At 70.8% G+C, this 21,054-nt stretch carries 18 protein-coding genes; 8 read left to right on the top strand and 10 right to left on the bottom strand.

Features of this window, described 5'->3' with window-relative positions; genetic code table 11:
- Positions 1–63 precede the first annotated feature (63 nt).
- The 7 genes from IPL89_11135 to IPL89_11105 all read left to right on the top strand — a co-directional run bounded on the left by IPL89_11135 (position 64) and on the right by IPL89_11105 (position 10,085).
- A complete protein-coding gene (locus IPL89_11135; GenBank protein MBK9063731.1) occupies positions 64–1,797 on the top strand; it encodes an HD domain-containing protein in 1,734 nt (577 codons plus the stop codon).
- Between the two features lie 22 nt (positions 1,798–1,819).
- Positions 1,820–2,332 carry an SsrA-binding protein SmpB gene (gene smpB / locus IPL89_11130; GenBank protein MBK9063730.1) on the top strand — a complete coding sequence of 171 codons (513 nt, stop codon included), beginning with the start codon at positions 1,820–1,822 and terminating at the stop codon, positions 2,330–2,332.
- A 221-nt stretch (positions 2,333–2,553) separates the two neighbouring features.
- On the top strand, positions 2,554–4,332 hold the full coding sequence (locus tag IPL89_11125) for a hypothetical protein (protein MBK9063729.1): 1,779 nt from the start codon (positions 2,554–2,556) through the stop codon (positions 4,330–4,332).
- Positions 4,329–5,714: a hypothetical protein gene (locus tag IPL89_11120; GenBank protein ID MBK9063728.1), complete on the top strand. Its 1,386-nt coding sequence runs from the start codon at positions 4,329–4,331 to the stop codon at positions 5,712–5,714. The genes IPL89_11125 and IPL89_11120 overlap by 4 nt, the downstream gene beginning before the upstream one ends.
- Positions 5,714–7,636, top strand: coding sequence for a VCBS repeat-containing protein (locus tag IPL89_11115; protein ID MBK9063727.1), 1,923 nt, complete (start codon positions 5,714–5,716; stop codon positions 7,634–7,636). The genes IPL89_11120 and IPL89_11115 overlap by 1 nt, the downstream gene beginning before the upstream one ends.
- 71 nt (positions 7,637–7,707) lie before the next feature.
- A complete protein-coding gene (locus IPL89_11110) occupies positions 7,708–8,163 on the top strand; it encodes a hypothetical protein (protein ID MBK9063726.1) in 456 nt (151 codons plus the stop codon).
- A 41-nt stretch (positions 8,164–8,204) separates the two neighbouring features.
- Complete coding sequence (locus IPL89_11105; GenBank protein MBK9063725.1) at positions 8,205–10,085, top strand: hypothetical protein; 1,881 nt, start codon at positions 8,205–8,207, stop codon at positions 10,083–10,085.
- Position 10,086: 1 nt separating this feature from the next.
- Here the strand turns inward: IPL89_11105 and IPL89_11100 are convergent, their stop codons facing one another.
- The 5 genes from IPL89_11100 to IPL89_11080 are packed head-to-tail and all read right to left on the bottom strand — an operon-like array spanning position 10,087 to position 16,070.
- On the bottom strand, positions 10,087–11,784 hold the full coding sequence (locus IPL89_11100; GenBank protein ID MBK9063724.1) for a hypothetical protein: 1,698 nt from the start codon (positions 11,782–11,784) through the stop codon (positions 10,087–10,089).
- Entirely contained in the window at positions 11,781–13,382 is a 1,602-nt protein-coding gene (locus IPL89_11095) for a glycosyltransferase family 39 protein (protein MBK9063723.1), read from the bottom strand. Before IPL89_11095 ends, IPL89_11100 begins: the two co-directional genes overlap by 4 nt.
- Entirely contained in the window at positions 13,379–14,332 is a 954-nt protein-coding gene (locus IPL89_11090; GenBank protein ID MBK9063722.1) for a glycosyltransferase family 2 protein, read from the bottom strand. Before IPL89_11090 ends, IPL89_11095 begins: the two co-directional genes overlap by 4 nt.
- Positions 14,329–15,066 (bottom strand): N-acetyltransferase, encoded by a 738-nt coding sequence (locus IPL89_11085; protein MBK9063721.1) that lies wholly within the window; start codon positions 15,064–15,066, stop codon positions 14,329–14,331. Before IPL89_11085 ends, IPL89_11090 begins: the two co-directional genes overlap by 4 nt.
- Before the next feature lie 11 nt (positions 15,067–15,077).
- Positions 15,078–16,070, bottom strand: a complete 993-nt coding sequence (locus IPL89_11080; protein ID MBK9063720.1) for an NAD-dependent epimerase/dehydratase family protein — start codon at positions 16,068–16,070, stop codon at positions 15,078–15,080.
- A 66-nt stretch (positions 16,071–16,136) separates the two neighbouring features.
- On the opposite strand from IPL89_11080, the gene IPL89_11075 reads away from it, so the two are divergent.
- A complete protein-coding gene (locus IPL89_11075; GenBank protein MBK9063719.1) occupies positions 16,137–17,138 on the top strand; it encodes a methyltransferase domain-containing protein in 1,002 nt (333 codons plus the stop codon).
- Positions 17,139–17,148: 10 nt separating this feature from the next.
- On the opposite strand, the gene IPL89_11070 is transcribed toward IPL89_11075, so the two are convergent.
- Genes IPL89_11070 through IPL89_11050 form a run of 5 tightly spaced genes read right to left on the bottom strand, consistent with a single transcriptional unit; the run spans position 17,149 to position 21,025 of the window.
- A complete protein-coding gene (locus IPL89_11070) occupies positions 17,149–18,999 on the bottom strand; it encodes a glycosyltransferase (protein MBK9063718.1) in 1,851 nt (616 codons plus the stop codon).
- Positions 18,996–19,265 (bottom strand): hypothetical protein, encoded by a 270-nt coding sequence (locus IPL89_11065; protein MBK9063717.1) that lies wholly within the window; start codon positions 19,263–19,265, stop codon positions 18,996–18,998. The genes IPL89_11070 and IPL89_11065 overlap by 4 nt, the downstream gene beginning before the upstream one ends.
- Positions 19,259–19,522, bottom strand: a complete 264-nt coding sequence (locus IPL89_11060; protein ID MBK9063716.1) for a hypothetical protein — start codon at positions 19,520–19,522, stop codon at positions 19,259–19,261. The genes IPL89_11065 and IPL89_11060 overlap by 7 nt, the downstream gene beginning before the upstream one ends.
- Before the next feature lie 34 nt (positions 19,523–19,556).
- The gene (locus IPL89_11055; protein ID MBK9063715.1) at positions 19,557–20,642 is read right to left on the bottom strand and encodes a glycosyltransferase; all 1,086 of its coding nucleotides are present in this window, start codon (positions 20,640–20,642) and stop codon (positions 19,557–19,559) included.
- Entirely contained in the window at positions 20,639–21,025 is a 387-nt protein-coding gene (locus tag IPL89_11050) for a hypothetical protein (GenBank protein MBK9063714.1), read from the bottom strand. Before IPL89_11050 ends, IPL89_11055 begins: the two co-directional genes overlap by 4 nt.
- Between the last annotated feature and the right edge of the window lie 29 nt (positions 21,026–21,054).

The raw sequence follows: 21,054 nt of genomic DNA, 5'->3' as shown, positions 1-21,054 counted from the left end.
GCCGGCGTTCGGGCGGGCCTGAGGGACGTGGCTGCTATCCTGTTCACACTCCCGGAGGAACGTGTGCTCGCGCCCGAGGAAGAAAAGTATTACCAGGACTTCCTCTCCGTGGTCGCCCAGAAGTGGCGCCCGGCGAAGGCGGCGTTCTACACGCTCGACCCGGGCGGGGCGGTCTTCCGTCTGAAGGCGCAGTTCGGGTTCACGCGCGGCGACCGGCTCGCGGACCGCATGGGGCGCAACGAGCCGCTCGTCAACCAGATCTACGAGCACCGCGAGCCCACGTTCATCAACAACGTGAACCAGGCGGGCCGCCTCGCGGACGCCATGATCCAGTCGACGTCGACGCGCATGCTCGTCGCGCCGCTCTACCTCGACGGGCGGATCATGGGTCTCGTCGACATCCGCGACAAGGCGGGCCGGGTCGCCTTTTCGCACGACGACGCGCTCGAGCTGGCCGACCTGCTCCGGCGTTTCGCCGTCGAGCTCCGCCGCCTCAGCGACGCGAGAGCCATCGGCTCGATCCTCCGCGAGCCGCCCCCGGTCGTCGAGCGGCCGCTCGACCCGCCGACGCCCACTCCGGCCATGCCGGGGCCCCTCGAGAAGACGTCCGGGTTCGCGTCCATCCCGGCCGGGACGTCGGGCGTCTATCGCCGCGCGCCGCAGCCGCCCTCCGTCTCCGAGCCGGTCGACACCGCGCTGCCCGGTGTGGCGGTGCGCACGCTGCGCCTCGTCGAGGAGACGCTCGCGCGCGGCGGCGCCCAGCGCCTCGCGGCGGCTCCGGCCGGCGGACTCTCGCCGCGCGAGGCCGAATTCGTCCAGCTCTACCTTCCGACCTGCCTGAACTACGACGAGGTCGAGGTCGCGGCCGTGTCGTCGTTCCTGCCCTCCGTCGGGATCGTGACCGTCACGTCGCGCCGCCCGCTGGACGCCGACGTCGTCCCGGCGCTCACGGAGAACCTCGAGAAGATCTTCGCGAAGACGGCGGTGCCGTTCGCCTTCACGCGCGAACCGGTGGTCCGGCCGCTCGACGCGCCCGGGGAGGGGCGGCCCGTGCGCCGCGCGGACATCGCGGCGATCCAGTCCTCCGTCCTCGACAGCTCGCCGGAGGGCGTCGTCCTCTTCTCGCTCCTGTATCGGCACGGGCCGAACCCCGAGGCGCGCGAAGCGCTCCGCTCGGCTCACGTCGTCCTGCGCAACGTCCTCGCCGGGACGCGCGGGGAGACGCGTTTCCGCGAGAGCTATCGCGGCCTCGTCAACAAGCTCCTCGAGCCCGGACTCCTCAAGCGCACGGCGCTCAAAACGCACTCGTTCAACGTCGGACGCATGGCGCGCAAGCTCGCCGTCCAGATCGGCGTCGCGCCCATGGACGTCGAGCAGATCACCGTGGCCGCGATCCTCCACGACGTCGGGCTGCGCGAGCTGAACTACGACACGCTGTACGCGAAGCGCACGCTCACGGACGAGGAGCTCACGCTCCTGAAGACTCACCCGCGCGTCGGGGCCTACCTCGTCGAGGACATCCCGTGGCCGTACCCGGTCGCGCCCCTCATCAAGCACCACCACGAGCGCTGGGACGGCGGCGGATACCCGGACGGCCTGCGCGGCGAGCAGATTCCGCTCGGCTCGCGCATCATCCACCTGTGCGAGGCCTTCGACGCGATGACGGCGCCCACGTCCTATCGGGCGGTGCTCTCGGACTACCAGGCGCTCGACATCATCGAGTCGAAAGCGGGCACGCAGTTCGACCCCGAGCTCGCGCCCGAGTTCAAGCGCATGGTCGAGAGCCCCTCGGACTGACGGGACGCGCGTGAAGTCGCGGCTGGACCGCGAGGAGCGGAAGAAGGACGCGCGCGCCGCCGCGAAGAACTCGGGGACGCGCCCGATCGCGACGAACCGGCGCGCGCTCCACGAGTACTTCGTCGAGGAGAAGTTCGAGGCCGGCCTCGCGCTCACGGGCAGCGAGGTCAAGTCGCTGCGCGAAGGGAAAGCGAGCCTGCAGGACGGCTACGTCGCCGTCGAGGGCGGCGAGGCCTGGCTCTGGAACGTCCACGTGCCGCCGTACGGCGCCGCGAGCTACAACAACGTCGACGCGAAGAGGAAGAGGAAGCTCCTCCTCCACAAGCGCGAGATCGTGCGGCTCGCCTCGAAGATCCAGAAGTCGGGCGCGACGTGCATCCCGCTGACGCTGTACTTCAAGGGCGCGCGCGTGAAGGTCGAGATCGCGCTCGTCACGGGCAAGAAGCTGCACGACAAGCGCGAGACGATCCGCCGCCGGGAGGCCGAGCGCGAGGCTCGCTCCGCGATGAAGGACGCGCGCGCGCCGAGGCGCTGAAGATCCTTTTCCCGGGGTCAAATTTCGAGGACCTGTCTCTCCGAAGCGAACAATTTTTGACGGCCCCCGCAACGGGCCCGGCCGGCGCGCGTGGGTCGCCAGCGGGTCCCTGGTGACGCAAGTCACGGGAAAGGCGTGATTTCGCGTGAGCCGGGGTCACTCCCCGGCGAAGGCTTCGGGTCGGCACGGGTCCCGCAATGGACGGTGCAGCGAGGGGACACATGGCGCTCCATTTCCGGTGTACGGCTCGACGTGTCGCCGCGCGACCTCTCGCGCTGCTCACGGCGCTCGTCCTCGGTGGGCCGCTCGCGGCTGCGCGGCCGGACGGGCCCTTGTCCGCCGGCGCCCCCGGGAAGATCGTCGACCTCGCCGGGGGGCGTGGCGAAGGCGAGCTCCTGCATCTCGACGCGAGGCTCGTCCCGGCCCTCCTCGCGCTCGCACCCGAGGAGAGCGCCGTCGTCGCGGACTGGCCGTTCGCTCCGGGCGTCCGCCGCGCCGTGCGGGTCGAGAGACACGAGGTCTGGGCCGAAGGCGCGAAGGTCTTCCGCGTCGACGCGGGAGGCCGGACCGAGATCCCGCGCTCCTCGCTCGTCTTCTTCTGGGGCGGCGACACGGAGGGCGCGGGCGCCCGCGTGCTCGTCGTCGTGGATCCGTCGACGCGGACGCTGACGGCTCTCGCTCACGGCCCCGAGGGCGTGCACGAGATCGCGCGCGATCCCGCGGACATGGCGGGCCGCCACCTTCTCGCGGCTCCGGTGCGGCCGGACGGAGCGACCACGCGGTGCGGCCAGGAGGACTTCCCGGAGACGGCCTCGCTGCCTGCGTCCGTCGCCGGGCGCGCGGCGCAGGGCCGGACCGCCGCCGTCCTCGGATCGCTCTACAAGGGAATCCTCGCGATCGACACGGACACGGAGTACCTCGCCTCATTCGGCAACAACACGACGACGACGACGAACGCCATCGCGACGCTCGTCGCGAACATCAACGTCATGTACGAGCGCGACCTGAACCTGCGCCTCGTCGTCGGGACGACGTTCCTCCGGATAGGCACGGACCCGTGGACCGTGGCGGGCTCCGGCGCGAGCGGCAGCCAGTTGAACGAGTTCACGAACTACTGGAACACGAACTATCCGAAGGCGACGTATCCCAGATCGTTCGGCGCCCTCTTCTCGGGCAAGAGCACGTCGGGCCTCTCGGGCATCGCGTGGGTCGCCGGCTCGGTGTGCGGCGGAGGCAGCGACTACAGCTTCAACCAGATCTCCGCGAACGGGGGCTGGCTCTGGGGCGACACGCTGATCGTCGGCCACGAGATCGGCCACAACATGGGGTCGCCGCACACGCACTGCTACGCGAATCCCGCCCCCGACCGGTGCTACGCAGGGGAGGGCTGCTATTCGGGCGCGACGTCGTGTCCCGCGTCCCAGACGATCAACGGCGTCGCGAACGTGACCGGCACGCTCATGAGCTACTGCCACCTGTCCGGGTTTGGCGGGTGCAGCTCGTCGCTCGTCTTCCACCCTCTCACGGTCACCCGTTACGTGGGCCCGGCCCTCGACGCGGGCGCCGCGTCCGCGTGCATCGCGCTCGTGGTCCCGCCGCCGCCTCCCCCTCCACCCGTGTCCTCGGCGACGACGTTCAACGCCGTCACGCCGTGCCGCCTGCTCGACACGCGCAACGCCGCCGGGCCGCTCGGCGCTCCGGCGCTCGGGGCGCTCGCGTCGCGGTCGTTCGTCGCGACCGGGAGCTGCAACGTCCCGGCGGGCGCCGTGGCGATCTCCGCGAACGTCACGGTCGTGAACCCGACCGTCACCGGCGACCTCGTCGCGTATCCGAACGGCGTCGCGTCACCGCCCGCGACGTCGACCGTGAGCTTCCGCGCCGGGCGCACCCGCGCGAACAACGCGCTCATCTATCTCGCGGGGGACGGCAGCTTCCTCGTCACGAACAGAGCTGCGGGCTCCCTGGACCTCGTCGTGGACGTCAACGGCTACACGAAGTGAGGGCCGTTCTGCGCGCGGCCGCGCTCGCGTTGCTCCTCCCGGGCGCGCCGCTCGCGGCTCAGCCCGTGCAGGGCGGGCCGCTCCCGGGGCCGCTACCCCTCTTGCCCGCCGACAACTGGTGGAACGCCGACGTGAGCGCCGCGCCCGTCGACGCGAGCAGCGCGGCCCTCATCGCGTGGATCGGCGCGACGAAGGGGATGCACCCGGACTTCGGCGGCGACGCGGGAGCGCCCGCGATCTACGGCATGCCGTACGTCGTCGTGCCCGGTACGCAGCCGCTCGAGCCGATGGCGTTCGACTACGCCTCCGAGAGCGATACGGGCGCGCCGGGCCGCCCGGCGGGCTACCCGATCCCCGTCGACGCGAAGACGCAGAGCCACTGGATCGAGGGCGGCTATCCGGGCAACTGCGACTCCTCGTACGCGGGCTCCCCGTGCCGCGGCGACAAGCACATGCTCATCGTGGACGTCGACCACCGTCTCCTCTTCGAGACGTGGAACACGCGCTGTCTGCCCGCGGGCTCTCCGTCGTGCGCGTGGCGGGCGGGCTCGGGCGCGGTCTTCTCCCTCGACTCGAACGTCCGGCGGCCCGACGGCTGGACGAGCGCCGACGCTGCCGGCCTCGCGATCCTGCCCGGTCTCGTGCGGTACGACGAGGCGTACGGCGCCTCGCCCATCCGACACGCGTTCCGCGTCACGGTGCGCGACACGAACGGCTACGTTTACCCGGCCTCCCACGTCGCGGGTTCGAACTCCAGCGCGCCGCCGATGGGAGCGCGTCTGCGCCTCAAGGCGTCGAAGGACATCTCCGGATTCACGGCGCCGGTCCAGCGGATCTTCCAGGCGATGAAGACGTACGGCCTGATCGTGGCCGACAACGGGTCGGACATGTACGTGCAGGGCACGTACGACGCTCGGTGGGACAACGGCATCCTGAACCCCGCGTTCTCCTCGATCCGCGCCGGAGACTTCGAGGTCGTGCAGCTGGGCTGGCAGCCGTCCGCGCCGCCCGTCGCGACGAGCCTTAACGTGGTTCCCCCGTGCCGCATTCTGGACACGCGGACGGTGCTGGGCGCGCTTTCGATCGCGGCGAACGCCTCGCGCACGTTCGTCCTCACGGGCTCCTGCGGAGTTTCCGCGACGGCCGTAGCCGTGTCGGTCAACGTGACGGTCGTCACCCCGCAAGTGTCAGGCGACCTCGTCTTCTACCCTGCGGGCACGGGCGTTCCGAACGCCTCGGCGATAAGCTTCCGGGCGGGACGGACCCGGGCGAACAACGCCCAGGTCCTTTTGTCGTCCGACGGCACGGGGCGTGCAACGGTGAAGAACAACGCGGCTGGCGCGCTCGATCTCGTGATCGACGTCAGCGGGTACTACGAATGATGCTCGCGAAAACTGTCGCTTGGGCCGCTCTCGCGCTGACGATTGTCGTCGCCGGTGAGGCCTCCGCGCAGTCGCTGCCCTCGGGTTACGCCGTGCGGCCGGGCTTCCCGAAGGTGCTGCCGGGGAGCACCGGGCACCCCTCGAACGAACCCGTATGGGCGAACCTCGGCCTCCCGGGCGGCAAGTCCCTCATTCTCGGTACGAGCTCGAAAGAGCTCTACGTCCTGAACCAGGACGGCAGCGTCGCCACGGGCTGGCCGCAGCCGCTGGGGGGCCAGGCCGTGAGCAGCGCGGCGGTCGGCGACGTCGATGGGGACGGCATTCCCGACATCGTCGTCGGCTTCGGCGGTGGGGTCTGGCCCCCTGCTGATCCGGTCACGGTCGGCGGCGTCGCCGCGTTCAAGAGGAACGGAGCTCTTCTCTGGGTCGTGTTGAGCGCGAACGACGTCCCGAGTCACAGCAGTTTTCCGCTCGGCGTCGTCTCGACTCCGGCGATCGGCGACATCGACGCCGACGGCCACGCCGACGTCGTCTGGGGCTCATGGGACGGACACATCTACGCGGTCGACGGCCGCGACGGCACCGCGAAGACCGGGACGTGGCCCCTCTTCGTCCGCGACACGATCTGGTCCTCGCCCGCTCTTTACGACCTCGACGGGAACGGCAAGCTCGAGATCATCATCGGCACGGACTCGCACGCCGATCCCACCGCGAATCCGCCGGGCGTCCCGCCGACGATCAACGGGGGACGCCTGCACGTCCTCACGTATCTCGGGCAGGAGTTCCCGGGCTTTCCGTACGACGTCGACCAGATCATCATGGCCTCGCCGGTCGTGGGCGACATCACGGGCGACGGCACCCCGAAGATCGTGTTCGGGACCGGCACGTACTGGGGGAACCCGGCGCCCTGCGGGAGCGGGATCGGCCCCCTCCGCAAGCGTGCGATTTACGCTCTCCGCTGCAACGGGCAGCTGTTGCCGGGCTTCGGCGTCGCAAACATGACGTCGGGCGAGGTCACGACCTCGCCCGCGCTCGCCGACCTCGACGGCGACGGCATTCTCGACGTCGTCGTCACCGACATGGACTGCTCGACGGGCGCCGCGCAGAACTTCAACGTCTACGCGTTCAAGGGCACGGGCGCGCTGATGTGGAAGACGAAGCCGATGGCGTACGCGGCCGTGAACCTGAGCGCGGGGCAGCCGGTCGTCGCCGACGTCCTCGGCGACACGAAGCTCGAGGTCCTCGTTCCGACGAACTCCGAGATCTGCATTCTCTCGAGCACGGGCGTTCAGCTGACGGACGCGGGCACGCCGCACACCGCCGGCGAGTTCTCTCTTTACATGCCCTCTTCCGCCAGCGGCGCCACGCTCGACGTCGTCGGGGGCGTCTTGAACATCGCGGCCGCGTCCTCGACGTCCGGCAACGTCAGCGTTCACGCGTGGACGACGGGCAAGTCGGCCGCCCCCGTCTGGGGCTCTTACCGAAGGGACTCCGGGCGGCTCGCCGTCGCGCCAAACGCAGGCACGTGCGCCCCACGCACTCCCGCCCCGACCGTGTTCTATCCCCTGCCGCCCTGCCGCGTTCTCGATACGCGCGGGATGAACGGTCCGCTGGGAGGGCCGGCGCTCGCCCCGATGACGCCGCGAAGCTTCCAGGTGACGGGCGTCTGCGGAATCCCTGCGCTGGCGGTCGCCATTTCCGCCAACCTGACGGTGACGAACGTGGCCGGATCAGGGGAGCTGATCGTGTTCCCATCCGATGTCGCGCAGCCCGGAACGAGCGCCGTGAGCTTCCGGGCGGGCAAGACCCGGGCGAACAACGCCGTGGTCTACCTCTCGGCGACGACCACAACCTTCAGTGTTTTCAACAATTGCATTGGGGGCGTGGACTTCATACTGGACGTCAACGGGTACTTCGAGTGAGGTACAGACACTACCAAACGAAATTCAATCTCAGTTAGACTCCGTTCAAAGCCGGAAAGAGGAGAAAGTTCATGAGCAAGGTTCGTATCGTCCGCGCCCTTCTCGTCGCGTCCGCCGTTGCCGCAGGCCTCTCGGCCACGCAGGCGCAGGCCCAGGCCGGCCTGCAGTACTACGCGCTCACGCCCTGCCGCGCCTACGACTCGCGCCCCTCGAACGCCCTCCCGGCCGCCACGCAACGCAACGTGACGATCAAGGGCGTCTGCGGTGTGCCGTCGACGGCGAAGGCCGTGTCGCTCAACGCGACGATCGCCACGCCCACGGTTGACGGGTTCTTCAGCATGTGGCCCGCGGGCGGCACGTTCCCCGTCGTCTCCACGCTGAACTTCCTCGCGAACGAGCCCGCCATCGCGAATGGCGCGATCGTGCCGCTGGGGGTGGCCGCGACCCAGGATCTCGCGCTGGCGTACGGCACGGTTGGCGGGGGCACGACCCACGCCATCCTCGACGTCACCGGCTACTTCCAGTAAGCAGTCCCCGGAGGCACCTGCCTCCGGGTTAAATTCCAAAGGTGTCACGAGAGCGGCTTCGGGCGTTCCTGCCGTTCGCCGCTCTTTTCGTTCTCTCGGGCGCCCTCGCGGCCTGGTGGATCGCCTCGGCGCGCATCCCGGCCAGCGCCGATCAGGCCGTCGTCGCGCTCATGGCGCGGCACATCCTCGAGGGCCGCGGGCATCCCGTCTTCTACTGGGGCGCGACTTACGGCGGGACTCTGGAGCCACATCTCCTCGCGCCGCTCTTCGGGCTCCTCGGCGCGACCCCGGAGGCCTTTCGCGGGTTCTACGTCGCCCTGTGGGCGGTCTTCTGGGCGGGCACAGCCGCGTACGCCGCCCGGTTCTTCGGCCGCCGCGCCGGGCTCCTCGCCGCGGCTTACCTCGCGATCCCTCCGTTCTTCCTGCCGTACAAGGTCCTGACGTCGGACGGCGCCTACGCCTCTGTCGCGCTGCTCGGGCTCGCCGTGCTGTGGCTCGCGACCGAGGCCGACGCCCGGCTCGAGGCGGGGCGGCCCGCGGGCGCGCTGCTCGCGCTGCTCGGCCTCGCCGCGGGAGTCGGAGTCTGGGTGACCCCGGTGACGCTCCCGGTCGTCGCCGTGGCGGGCCTCTGGCTCCTGGCACGGCCCGGCCGCCGCCCGGATTTCGCCGCGCTCGCCGCGTGCGGGGCCGGGGCGATCCTGGGCGCCGCGCCCTCGCTCGTCTGGAACCTCAGACACGCCGGCCAGAGCGCCCGCGCTCGCGAGATGTCGCTGGCGTCGGGCGCGGGACTCCTCTCGAACCTGTCCCGGTTCTTCGGCGAGTCGCTGCCCGTTCTCCTCGGCGCCGCGCGGCCAAACTTTTCAAGTGTGACGGAGCCTTCATTTCCCGGAGCGTTCGTCGTGGTTTCCGTCGTCGCGGGCCTCCTCCTCGTGCCCGCCCTCTTAGCCGCGCGGCGCGACCGCCGGCTCCGTCTGCTTCTCGCGGTCCTCGCCGCACTCGCCGCGGCGACGATCCTCGTGGCGCGGCTCGCGCCGCGCGAGCCGCGCTACATGGTCGCGGCCTACGCGGCGTTCGTCCCCCTCCTCGCCGCGAGCGTGGCCGGCGCCGCGCGCGGCTTGCCGCGGGCCGCAGCGGCGGCGGGCTTCGCGCTCCTCCTCGCGAGCAACCTGTCCGGCACGGCGAAGGCCCGCCGGCACACGGAAGACGTGGACGACGCACAGGTCACGGGGCCCCTCGAACCGCTGCTCGGTGCGCTCAGGAACGCGGGCGCGACGCGCGTGTACGCCAACTACTGGACCGCCTATCGCGTGACGTTCGAAAGCGGCGGCTCGATCCTCGCGACCCCGATCGCCCGGGAGGACGGCACGCGCAACCTCGAGTGGGACGCGGCGGTGCGCGCCGCGGAGAGCCCGGCGGTCGTCCTCCTTCCGCCGCGCGACGCCTGTTTCCGCGACGCGTTGCTCGAGTCGGGTGCGCTGTTTCGCGAGACGCGCGCGGGAGCGTTCGCCGTGTTTCACGCACTGGCGCCCGCGGTGCGGGACGGGATCGGCGCCGCCGGCGCGCTCCCGATGCCGTCGGCGGCCTACCGGGTCGCGTGGGGCTCGGCATCTCTTCCGGAGCGCCTCGCTCCGGGAGGGGAATTCCGCGCGACGATCCAGGCGGAGAACGAGGGGCCCTGCACGTGGATGAACAACGTGCGCCTCGTCGCCACGTGGAGCGGCCCTTCGGCCGGCGAGCAGGCGTTCGCGACGCCCGGCCGGCGCGTGCCGCCCGGAGGCCGGGCCGACCTCGCATTCGCGCTGCGCGCGCCAGAAGCGCCGGGCGAGTACGTGCTGAGCCTCGACCTCGAGCAGGAGGGGATCACGCGGTTCTCGTCTAAGGGCGGCGCACCGTACGCCGCGAACGTCGTCGTCGCCCGCTGACTCAGGGCAGGAAGCGCGCGAGGCCGACGTCTCCGTGCAGATAGCGCCGGGTGCCCGGATCCGGCGGCCCCGGGAGGATCAGGTCGCGGGGCCGATAGCGGCCGAGCGGCGGCGGCTGGTCGCCGAGAAGCGCCGCGGGAAACTCCTCTTCGAGCCGGAACCGTCCCTCGACGGGGCGCCACGTGAGGAGGACGACTTCGTTCCAGAGCAGCCTCTCGCCCGGGCAAGCGCCGGAGTCGAAGCAGGACTGGTCCTCCGGCATCCGGCAGCGCAAGCCCTCGGCGTCGGCCACGCATGCGGTCCTCGCGTCTTCGGACCACAGAAACGTCCGCGGGCGCGTCGCCGTGTTCTCCCAGAGGAGCTGGCTCCAGCGCTTCGCGAGATACGGCGCCTCGGTCGCCTGGAACGCGGGATCGTGCGGCACGAAGAGGAGGAGGATCGCAACGGGCTTCGCGCGCGGCACTTCCTCGACGAGCGACGCAAGCTCGACCCTGTGCCGACGCCACGTCGCGAGATACATGTCCTGGCGCTCCATTCCCCCGGCGATCCCGAAACCCGTAAAGAGAACGACGACGGCGAGGGCGGCGGCACGCGCGGCGCGGCCGCCCGCAAGGAGCCGGCTCGCGGCGAGCCCGAGGACGATCGAGACGAGGACGCGCGAGAGGACCTGCGTGCGGTAGTAGTACTCGGAGAAGTGGACGCCGGCGTAAGCGGCGTGACCCGCCACAGCGGCGACGGCGCACCACCCGGCGAGGAGGCGCTCGCGCGCCGGGTCCCGCGACGTCTGGTCGCCGGGAAGACGTTGGAGCATTCGCATCACGAAGAACAGACCGCAAAGCGCCGCGGCGACCCAGATCCAGACCGGAATCGCGCGCGGCGGCGCGTCTCCGAACGGAACGCGCCCGAGCGGCCACGTCCATGGGAAGAGGTCGTTCGCCGTGAGAGACGCGGTGTGGCGGAAGCGGGCGGCGAGCGTCAGAGGAACGGTCGCCTGGCTCACGTACGAACCGGGCGCGCGGAAGGCCGCCGCGAGGAGGAGACCGTAAGGGGCGAGCAAGGCGGCCCAGACGGACGTCGCCGCGACGGGGCGTGTCCCGAAGCCGCGGGCGGCCACGAACAGGAGGGGCGCCAGCGCGAGCGCGACGGTCGCGCCGTCGCCGGTGAATACGCTCGCCGCAGCGCTCGCGCCGCCCGCAGCGAGCCACGGCCACGGCCCGCCGTTCACGAACCTCATGGCGAACGCGAGACCGAGGAGGCCGAGGAGCGTGCAGGTCTGGTAGCTCAGCGCCACGGGGCTCGCCGTCAGGAAGTCGCCCGTCGCGCAGACGGTGAGCGTGCCCGCGAGCCAGGCGGCGCGCGGTGCACCGGGAAAGAGCTCGCGCGCGAGGCGCCACGTCGCCCAGCCGATGGCCAGCCATGCGAGGCCATACAGAAGTTGCAGCGCGAAGACGGGCTCGGGCGTCAGCCACGCGAGAAACGTCGGCAGGCCGAGCAGGCGGCGCGTCGGGGCTCCCATCGGCGCGAACAGCCCGGAGACGCCCGCGGACTTCCACGCCTCCTGGACGACCGCCAGCACGGAGACGTCGTCCTGGTACAGCCCGCGGTCGGGAGCGAACAGGCCCCACACGAGGAGCGTCAGGAACGCCCACAGCCCCCACGGCGGCCGGGAACCTTCCGCGAGGCGCGCCGGAGATCTCACGGGACGCCTGCGAAGGCCGCCCGGTACCTCGACAGGAAGGCCGCGGCCGGCTGCACGTTGACCTCCGGGATGAAGACCCAGCGCTCGAACGCGACCTCGACGAGCAACCCGGAGTCGCCGGTCACCGAGATGAGGCGTTCGATCTGGGCGCGGGTGCTCCCGACGACGGCCCAGCGGAGCGACCGCCCGCCGAGAGAGTCCTCGACCCCGTAGAAGTCCCCCGCCGGCTGGAACGGAACGCCGGCGATCCTCCGGGTGGAAAGAAAATTCACCGGGTACGCGGCCCAGTAGTCGCCGCTGACCGCCTCGATCCCGCGCTCGCCGAGGAACGCGATCAGATCCGAGTCGGCGTCGAGCCGCTTCTCCCAGAGACGGCGCGGGGCCGATCCCGGGAGGAAGTAGACCGAGAGGTTGAAGACGACGACGGTGCAGACGGCCGCGGCTGCAAGCGCTCCCGCGAGCCGTCCCGTTCGCGCCGCCGCGGTGGCGGCGAGCCCGAGCGCCGCCGGCAGGACGAAGAACGCGGGGAGCACGTACCGGACCGTGAGTCCGCGCATTCCGCCGGCGCCCGAGAGCACGGCGAGCGCGCAGATCGTCAGCGCGACGAGGGGGAGCGCCAGTTCCCGGAGAACGTCGCCATTCCGGTCGCGGCGGTACTTCGCCAGGGCGGTCCACGCGCGCCAGGCCGCGAAGAGCGCGGCCGCGGCCCAGACGAGCAGGACAGGGCCGCGAAGGATCCGCGCAAGAGCGGAAGTCGGGTTCAGTCCGTTCTCGGGGTCGACGGATGCGACGAGCTCCGGGAGCGCGTAGGACAAGAGGTAGCGCGCGTTCTCGCCGAGGGCGCGGAGGCCCGACGCCGGCTGGACGGAGAAGTTGCCCTGGAACGACCCCAGGGGCACGGCGACGTTCCACGCGATCCAGGGAAGGGCGCCGACGAGAAAGGCCGCCGCCGTGACTCCGGCCGCTCGCCGGCGGGCGAGCTCCCGCGGCCGCGCCGCGAGAAGCCCGAGACACGCGGGAATGGTCGCGGCGAGAGTCTGGATCGAGTTCCAGAAGCCGAGGCCCGCGACGAGCCCGAGAACTGCGAGGCGCCGGAGATCCGAGGGCGCCTGCCGGACCCGCTCGGCCGCGAGAAGAACCGCGAGGCAGAGCAGCATCGTCTCCGGGTAGCCGTTCGGCATGTACGTCCAGAAGAGGTAGGCCGGCGGCGGGAGGGCAAAGAGGAGGACGGCGAGCGGGCCCGCGACGGGGCCGAGCAGAGGAAGGACGAGCGCGGCGTAAAGCGCGAGCGCGAGCGAGCTCGAGACGAGCGGCGTGATCGCGAGCGCCTCGCGCGTCGGCCCGAACGCGCGAAAAGCGGCCGCGTGCCCGTAGCACTCGAGCGCGCCGGCCCGCCGAGGCGTGAGCCAGACCGCCGGGTGGCCCTCGTTGATCCGGAGCCCGACGAATCCGCAGTTCAGGCAGTCCGCGTCGGCGGCGTACTTGTGGACGGGATACGCGGTGGCGACCCGGAGGGCGATCCCGAGCGCCACGAACGCGAGCGCGGCGGCGCGGCCACGGCGCTGGAGGGCGTCCGGGGCGGCGCGCGCCTTCTTCACGAGGGGCGAGGCCGGCCTTCCGGCTCGAGGACCGCCTCCACGATGAAGCGTGGACGGCGGCGCGTCTCGTCGAGGTTCCGCCACAGGTATTCGCCGATGACGCCCATGACGAGGAGCTGCGCGCCGGACACGATGAGGAGCACGACCATGAGCGAGGCCCAGCCCTGCACCTTGAGGTCGAAGAAGAAGTGCGCGACGACGATGAAGAGAGCGTACGCGAGGCCCGCAACAGAGACGAGGAGCCCGAGGAGCGAGGCGGCGCGGATGGGCACGTACGAGAAGGCGACGAACGAGTCGATGAAGTACTTCAGCTTGCGCCCGAAGCCCCACATCGAGCTCCCGTACCTCTTCTCGCGCGCCTGGCGCCGGAAGGGCACGCACGCCGGGTCGAAGCCCAGCCAGAGGACGAGCCCCATGAGATACGCGTTGCTCTCCTGAATCTGCAGGAGGAGGTCGCGCACGCTGCGGTCCACGACGAAGAAGTCGAAGCCCTGCTCGGGCATCGTCTTGATCGCGTAGCGGCGGAAGAGCCGGTAGAAGACGTTCGCGAGGAAGGCCGTCGCGAACGGGTCGTCGCGCCCCTCGCGCACGGCGAGGACGACCTTCTTCCCCTCGCGCCAGCGCGCGAGCATCGCGTCGAGCGTCTCGGGAGGGTCCTGCAGGTCGGCGGAGATCGTCGCGACCGCGTCCCCGTTTGCGTGCGCGAGCCCCGCGAGGAGCGCCGCGTTCGAGCCGAAGTTGCGCGAGAGCTTCACGACGCGGAGACGCGGCTCGGCGGTCTGCAGCCGCACGAGCACCGCGAGCGAGTCGTCCTTCGAGCCGTCGTCCACGCACACGAACTCGAAGTCGTCGGACGGGTGGCGCGAAGCGAGCGCCGCGAGCCGCGCGAGGAGGTCGGGCAGGCTGGGCGCGTTGTGGAAGACGGGAACAACGACGGAGACGCGACTCATGCGAACCGCCGGAGGATGGCCTCGCGGTCGGCGTCCGCGACGGGGCCTGCGGGGCGCGCCGGCACGCCGGCGACGACGGTCCAGTCGGGAACGTCGTGCGTCACGACGGCGCCGGGCGCGACGATCGCCCCGGTGCCGACGGTGATGCCCGCGATGAGGTTTGCGCCCGTTCCGATCAGCGCGAAGCGTCTGACGCGCGGTCCCGCGACCGCCCACGGCGCGAGGCCGAATCGGCGGAGGTAGACCTCGTTGTCGTTCACGGTGAGGACGCCGGGGCCGATGAAGACGTCCTCCTCGATCACCATGTTTCCGGTCAGGATCGCGCCGTCGATCACGCGCGTCCGCGCCCCGACGACCGTGTCGTACATGACGAGGACGCCGCGCCCGAGGACGACGTCGTCCGCGACGCGGCACCCTTCGCGCACCGAGGCGAGGTCGCCCACCATGACCCGCGCGCCGAGCGTCGATCCCGCATAGAGAACCGCGTTCGCGCCGATCACGCAGGCCGGGCCGAGGACGAGCGGCCCCGGGTCCGCGGGCACGGGGCGCGTCGTGTTCCCGCTCGTCCGCGGGCGGCGTCCGAGGACCGCACCGTCCTCGATGAAGACACCGTCGCCGACCGTGACGTTCGCGTGGACGGTCACGTTGTGGCCGGCCGTCACCCCGGAGCCGAGGCGGGCGCCGGGCTCGATCACGGCGTTTTGGCCGAGCACGGGGGCGGCCTGATGCGTCATCTCCCCCAACCCTACCAGTAGTGCGCCCGGTGGAGGCGGTAGAACGCGAGCGTTCGTTCGAGGCCTTCGCGCAACGGCGTTCGCGGACTCCAGCCGAGGAGGCGGCGGATCTTCGAGACGTCCGAGTAGAAGTCGCCAGGCTCCTGCGCCTTGCGCTCGGCCGAGAACGGCGCGTACTCCCAGTGCGCGCCCGTCTGCGCCCCGAGCTCCACGGCGAGGTCCTGGAACGTCGTCGGGACGTCGACGCCAACGTTCAGGACCTCGGCGCGCGGCGCGTCCGGCGCGGCCGCGAGGAGGATGGCCTCCACGCAGTCGTCCACGTAAAGGAAGTCGCGCTGGATCGTGCCGTCCCCGAACACGCGCATCGTCTCGCCGTCCAGCGCGAGGCGCACGAACCAGTTCACGACGCCGTAGCGCGAGTGCTTCATTTGCGCGCGCGGCCCGTACACGTTCGTGAGGCGCAGCAGCGACGACGGAATCCCGTGCACGCGGTCGTAGACCTCGATGATCTTCTCGGCCGTGAGGTTCGAGATCTCGTAGATCCCGCGCGGGTTCGTAGGGGCGTCTTCGGAAACGGGGAGCGACACGGCGGGGCCGTACTGCCCGCGCGTTCCCGTGAAGACGACGCGGGCCCGGGGGTTGACCTTCTTGAGAGCCTCCATCACGACCGCCGTGCCCTTCACGTTCATGTCGATGTCGGGGAACGGGTCCGTGAGGCTGAGGATGTGGTCGACCTGGCCCGCGAGGTGGAAGACGACGTCCTGGCCGTCGACGAGCCTTCTCATCGCATCCGGGTCCCGGATGTCGGCCTCGTGGAAGGCGATCCTCTCTCGCACGCTCTCGAGGTTGAAGAGGTTTCCACCGTAGCCCGGGATCATCGCGTCGGCGACGGTCACGTCCGCGCCGCGCCCCACGAGGGCGATCACGAGATTCGAGCCGATGAATCCGGCGCCGCCCGTGACGAGGACGTGCGCGCCGGAGAAGCCGGGGGCGGCGGCGTTCATGGGGCGAGCATAGCGTCAGGGCCGGGCCGTGTATCGTTTCCGGCAGGAAGCCGAACCGGAGACCGATTGAAAGAGTCGTTTGCGGAGAACCTGAGGTGTCGCGGGTGCCGGCAGTCCGCGTGGCAGCTCTCGATCCGCCAGAGCGACGAGCGAGAGGTGCGGGAGGGCGAACTGGAGTGCCGCGGCTGCGGCCGCCGCTTTCGAATCGAGCGCGGAATCGTCGACATGCTGGATCCCCAGGACGAGGCGCTCGCGCGGGAGATCGGCGGCTGGCACGAAATGGCCGGTCCGCTCGAGGAATCGCTCGTGCCGACGATGACCGCGCTGCCCTGGTATCCCCATGAGCCGTGGACACACGTCGCCCCGGACTTCTTCCAGCTCTTCGAGCACGTCAGTTTCGCGGGGCTCCGCGTCGTGGACCTGGGTGCGGGCCGCACGTGGTCGTCCCGGTTCCTGATGGCGGTCGGTCGGGCCGCCGAGCTCGTCGCGGTGGATGTTCTCAAGAAGCGGTTTCTGGGTCTCGAGACCGCGGACGTCTTCTTTGGTCAGGACGGGATCTTTTTCGAGAGGGTGTGCGGCGACCTCCACGAAGTGCCTCTGCGAGACGGATGGGCGGACGCGGTCTTCAGTTGCGCGTCGATCCACCATTCTCCCGACCCCGCGAGGGTGTTCCGGGAAGCCTGGCGAGTCCTGAAGCCCGGCGGGCGATTCGTCTTCATCTCGGAGCCCGTGAAGAAGAGGTCGATCCTGGCCCGCCGGCCGGACAACGAGGAAACGCGGCACGGGATCAACGAGCACATCTACACCTTTGACGAATACCGTGATGCGTGGCGGGCAGCGGGTTTTCGGGGGAGACAGCTCTCGCCTCGGACCGTTCGCTACCGGGCGCTCTATCCCGACGCGGACTTCCAGGAGGGCTTGCCGTCCTCCGTGGTCCGTCTCACACGCTCGCATTCCGGGAGACGGCTCCTGTGTCGGCTCCTCGGCGGGCGCTTCACGGGTCCTCTCGTGTACCGCTACGCGAGCCTCCCGCTGACGTGCGTCCTGACCAAGCCGGCCGCAGGATAGGAACGCGCCTCTATCCGATGGCGTCGAGCCGCGCCGCAATTCGGCGCGCCGCGTGGGCCCACGTCCACGAGGCCGCCATCTCGGAAGCTGCGCGGCGGCCCTTCGCGGCGGCTTCGTCGCGATGCTCGAACACGTGGCGGAACAGGTGCGCGAGGTGCTCGGGGTCGGGGTCGGCCCAGCGGAAGCCCTTGTAGTAAGGGGCGCGCGCGTCTGCCGGAACGAGGCCGCGGCTCTTCAGCGGGTACGCGATCCCGTCGTGGACGAACTCGGTGTGTGCGCCCCAGTCCGTGGCGATCGACGGCAGGCCGCACGCCATCGCCTCCATGAGCGGCATGTCCCAGCCCTCGCCCCGCCCGGCCGATACGTAGCAGTCCGCCGAGCGGTAGAGCGCGCCCAGCTGGTGGTACGGGAACTCCCGGTTGTGGAGAAACGCGATGCGCCCGCCGGTCGCCGTGAGGCCGAGGGCCTCGATCTGCGCGCGCACGCTCGTCGCCGCGTTGACGTTGATGACCTTGCAGACGAGGACGACGGGCTCCGAGCGCCGGAACGTCTGGTTGAAGACCTTGAGGATCATGTCGGCGCGCTTCCTCTCGCCCCACTCGAAGTTCGCGAGGAAGACGAAGTCGCCCGCGAGGTTTCGGACGCCGCGGATTCCCGGATGGAAGTGGTCGACGTCGACGCCGAGCGGCATCACGTGGACCGGCTTCTTCAGGCCCGAGGCGAGGAATCCGTCGCGGTTGAAACGGGAGGGCACCCAGACCTCGTCCATCGTGTTCGCCTGCTTCACCCATTCCGCGGGGAAGCCGTCGACCTCGAGCATCGTGTAGCCGATCCGGGTGCGGCCCTTGTTGCGGCGGAACACGTCGCCCTGGCCGTAGACGACGGAGACCCGCGGCCGCCACCCGCTATTCCGGGCGGAGATCACGTTCAGGACGTAGTCGCGGGCGTTCTCGTCCTCGCGCGCCGGAAAGGGCGTCCCCGGCCCGTAGACGTACTCGTAGGCGGCGCGGATCCCCTCCGCCTCGCAGGCCCGGAGGATCTCCCGGCAGCTCATCGCGTAGCCGGTGGGGAAGTTCAGGATCGACTGCCACGAGAGGTCGTGCCGGTAACGCGCCTCGAGCTTCTTTCCCCAGAGGCCGCGAAACGTCTTCCGGCTCTCCTGGAACACGGCCTCGAACGTCTTCGGCTGGTCGGCGGTCGAGCCGTGCTCGTGGTGGACGAGCGTGACGGCGCCGCAGACCACCGTGCGGAACCCCGCGTCCCGGGCGCGCAGGCAGAAGTCCGTGTCTTCGAAATACGAGCGGAAGCTCTCGGAAAGGCCGCCGAGTTTCGCGAGCACCTCGCGCTTCACGTACGCGCACGCGAAGACGATCCCCTCGACGTCGCGCGTTGCGGCGTACTGGTTCACGTCCGTCTCGAGCGCTCCGATCTGCTGGCCCCAGAACGTGTCGGGCAGGATGAACGTCCCCGCGTGGAGGAGCCGCCCGTCCGGCAGGACGAGCCGGCAGCCCACGATCCCGACGTCCGTCGACGCGTGGGCCGTTTCGCGCAGCGCGTCCAGCCAGCCGTCCTGGTGGATCTCCACGTCGTTGTTCAGGAGGACGACGTCGGCGTCCGGCGGCGCCGCGGCGATACCCGCGTTGTTCCCGCGCACGTACCCGAGATTCGACGTGTTCGTCACGACGCGCACCCACGGCAGCCCGGCGAGGCGCGCGGGCGTCTCGTCCGTCGAGCCGTTGTCCACGGCGATCACGTCGGCGTGCGCGAGGTCGGTGTGCGCCTTCAGCGTCTCGAGGCAGCGGCGCGTCAGGTCCCAGCGGTTCCAGCAGAGGACGACGATCGCCGCCCGGCGGGGCGTCACGCGCCCTCCCGGGCCGGGAGGCGCCTCCACAGGAGCGCCATCTCGGGCGCGACGTCGGCCCGTGTCATCTCGATCGTCTCGTTCCAGAGCTCGAGCGTGAACGGCGCGTCGGCTCCCGCATCGCCGCCTCTCGCGAGCGCGAGCGCGGAGGACAGGGGCAGGGTCGCCACCGCCGCGGCCTGCCGGGCCGACAGCTCACGCACGAGGGCCCGCAGCTCGGCCGCTTCCTTCCTCAGGCGCTCCAGCTCGTCGGCGTCGCTCACCATTTCCGGCCCACGAGGCCGCGCAGCCACTGGATCGCGCGCCACGGCGCCGACGTCTTGACGGCCGCGACGTACGCTTCGGCCTCTTCCGTCCGGTTCTTCAGCGCCACGCGGTCGGACTCCAGCTCCGCGACCCGGTACGACAACCGCTGGACCTCGTCCTCGAGACGCTTCGCGGCCGCAAGGGCCATCTCGCGCTCGTGCCGGGCCTTCTCGACGCGCGCCGAGATCCACTCGTCGTCGGGAACGTGAAGGGTCACGGCGGAAGTATAGGAGGCGGGCCGCTCCCCGGCGTCAGGCGCCGATCTCCCGCAGCCGCTCCTCGACGCGGGCCGCCGTGAGCGCCCACGTCCACTTCGCGGCCGCTTCCTGCGCCGCCCGGGCTCCCTTCGCGCGGGCCTCCTCGCGGTGCGTGAACACGTACCGGAACCTTGCCACGAGGTCGTCGAGATCGGGCTCGGCCCAGCGGAATCCTTCGTAGTACGGGCATTTCGCGTCCGCGGGCACGAGGCCCTTCACGGCGATGGGGTAGCCGACGTCCTCGTGCAGGAACTCCGAAGGCCCGCTCCACGGGGTCGCGATCACCGGCAGGCCGCAGGCCATCGCCTCGAGAATCGGCATTCCCCAGCCTTCGCCGCGCGACGGCAGCACGAACGCGTCCGCGCTCCGGTACAGCATGGCGAGCTGGTTCGCGCGGATGTGCGTGTTGTAGAGGAACGCGACCGGCGGGCCGTTCCGGGGGAGGCCGAGCTCCTCGATCTGCCGGGGCACGTCGACGTGCCCGTCGTGGTTGTTCGCGCGGACGACGAGGAGGACGTCGTCGGCTCCCGAGAACGCCGCCGCGTACGCGCGCAGCAGGATCTCCGGAGCCTTCCGTTCTCCCCACTCGAAGACCGAGAGGAACGTGTACCGCGGGCTCGCCCGGCGGGCTCCGGGCTCCGGCCGGAAGCGTCCGGCGTCGTAGCCGAGCGGCACGACGCGGATCGGCTTCGTGACGCCGCTCTCCCGAAAACGCTCTGCCCCCCAATGGGAGGGCGTCCACACCTCGTCCATCGCGTTGCAAGCGTCCGCCCACGCGCGTGGGATGCCGTCTACCTCGAGCATCGTGAACCCGACGCGTGTGCCGCGGTGGGCCGTGTAGAACAGGTCGGCCTGCTCGTAGCTCACCTGCGGTGCGTCCTCGTAGGGAGGGCGCCGGGAGATGGCTTCGAGAACGGGGTCCGCGATGTGGGCGCTCCGCGGCCAGGGTGTAGGTCGGAACGCGAGGTCGACGTCGCGCGCGAGGAGCGCCCGGGCGAGCTCCTCGGACGTGCTCGCGTAGCCAATCGGCAGCCCCCAGCGGGACTGCCACGTCACGCGGAGGCGCGGCCCGTCCGTCAAGGCGTCCCGCCCGTGCGCGCCTCGATCTCCGCCAGCTTCCGCTCCAGATCCGCGACGCGCGTCCTGAGGCGCCGCTGGTCGGCGAGGATGATGTCGATCACGCTCGAGATGGCGTGCTGGTACTCCGACACCTGCCCCCACTGCGGGAGGCCGTACCACCAGAACACCTTCGTGAGGCCGCGGCGGAAGGCGTTGATCGCGGGCGCGAAGAACGCCCGTTCGGTCTCGAGGACGGCGTCGTTGAAGATCTCCGAGTGGAAGCGCAGCACGCCGAGCGCGCCCGAGAGCGCCGGACTGCCGTGGTCGCCCTCGGAAACCTGGCGCGACACGGCCTCGAGCGCGTTTCCGGCGTCGTCGTCCGAGAGAATCCAGTAGACGTTCACGTTCGTCCTCGCGGGCAGGATCGAGCCCT

It is taken from the genome of Acidobacteriota bacterium (assembly GCA_016716715.1).
Classification (GTDB): Bacteria; Acidobacteriota; Thermoanaerobaculia; order UBA5066; family UBA5066; genus Fen-183.
This window is presented reverse-complemented; position numbering and strand designations above follow the sequence as displayed.

Excerpts from the sequence above, each read along its gene's own strand:
- IPL89_11125 (MBK9063729.1), top strand. The coding sequence starts at position 2,554 with ATGGCGCTCCATTTCCGGTGTACGGCTCGACGTGTCGCCGCGCGACCT.
- IPL89_11115 (MBK9063727.1), top strand. The coding sequence starts at position 5,714 with ATGCTCGCGAAAACTGTCGCTTGGGCCGCTCTCGCGCTGACGATTGTC.
- IPL89_11110 (MBK9063726.1), top strand. The coding sequence starts at position 7,708 with ATGAGCAAGGTTCGTATCGTCCGCGCCCTTCTCGTCGCGTCCGCCGTT.
- IPL89_11090 (MBK9063722.1), bottom strand. The coding sequence starts at position 14,332 with ATGAGTCGCGTCTCCGTCGTTGTTCCCGTCTTCCACAACGCGCCCAGC.
- IPL89_11085 (MBK9063721.1), bottom strand. The coding sequence starts at position 15,066 with ATGACGCATCAGGCCGCCCCCGTGCTCGGCCAAAACGCCGTGATCGAG.
- IPL89_11080 (MBK9063720.1), bottom strand. The coding sequence starts at position 16,070 with ATGAACGCCGCCGCCCCCGGCTTCTCCGGCGCGCACGTCCTCGTCACG.
- IPL89_11065 (MBK9063717.1), bottom strand. The coding sequence starts at position 19,265 with ATGGTGAGCGACGCCGACGAGCTGGAGCGCCTGAGGAAGGAAGCGGCC.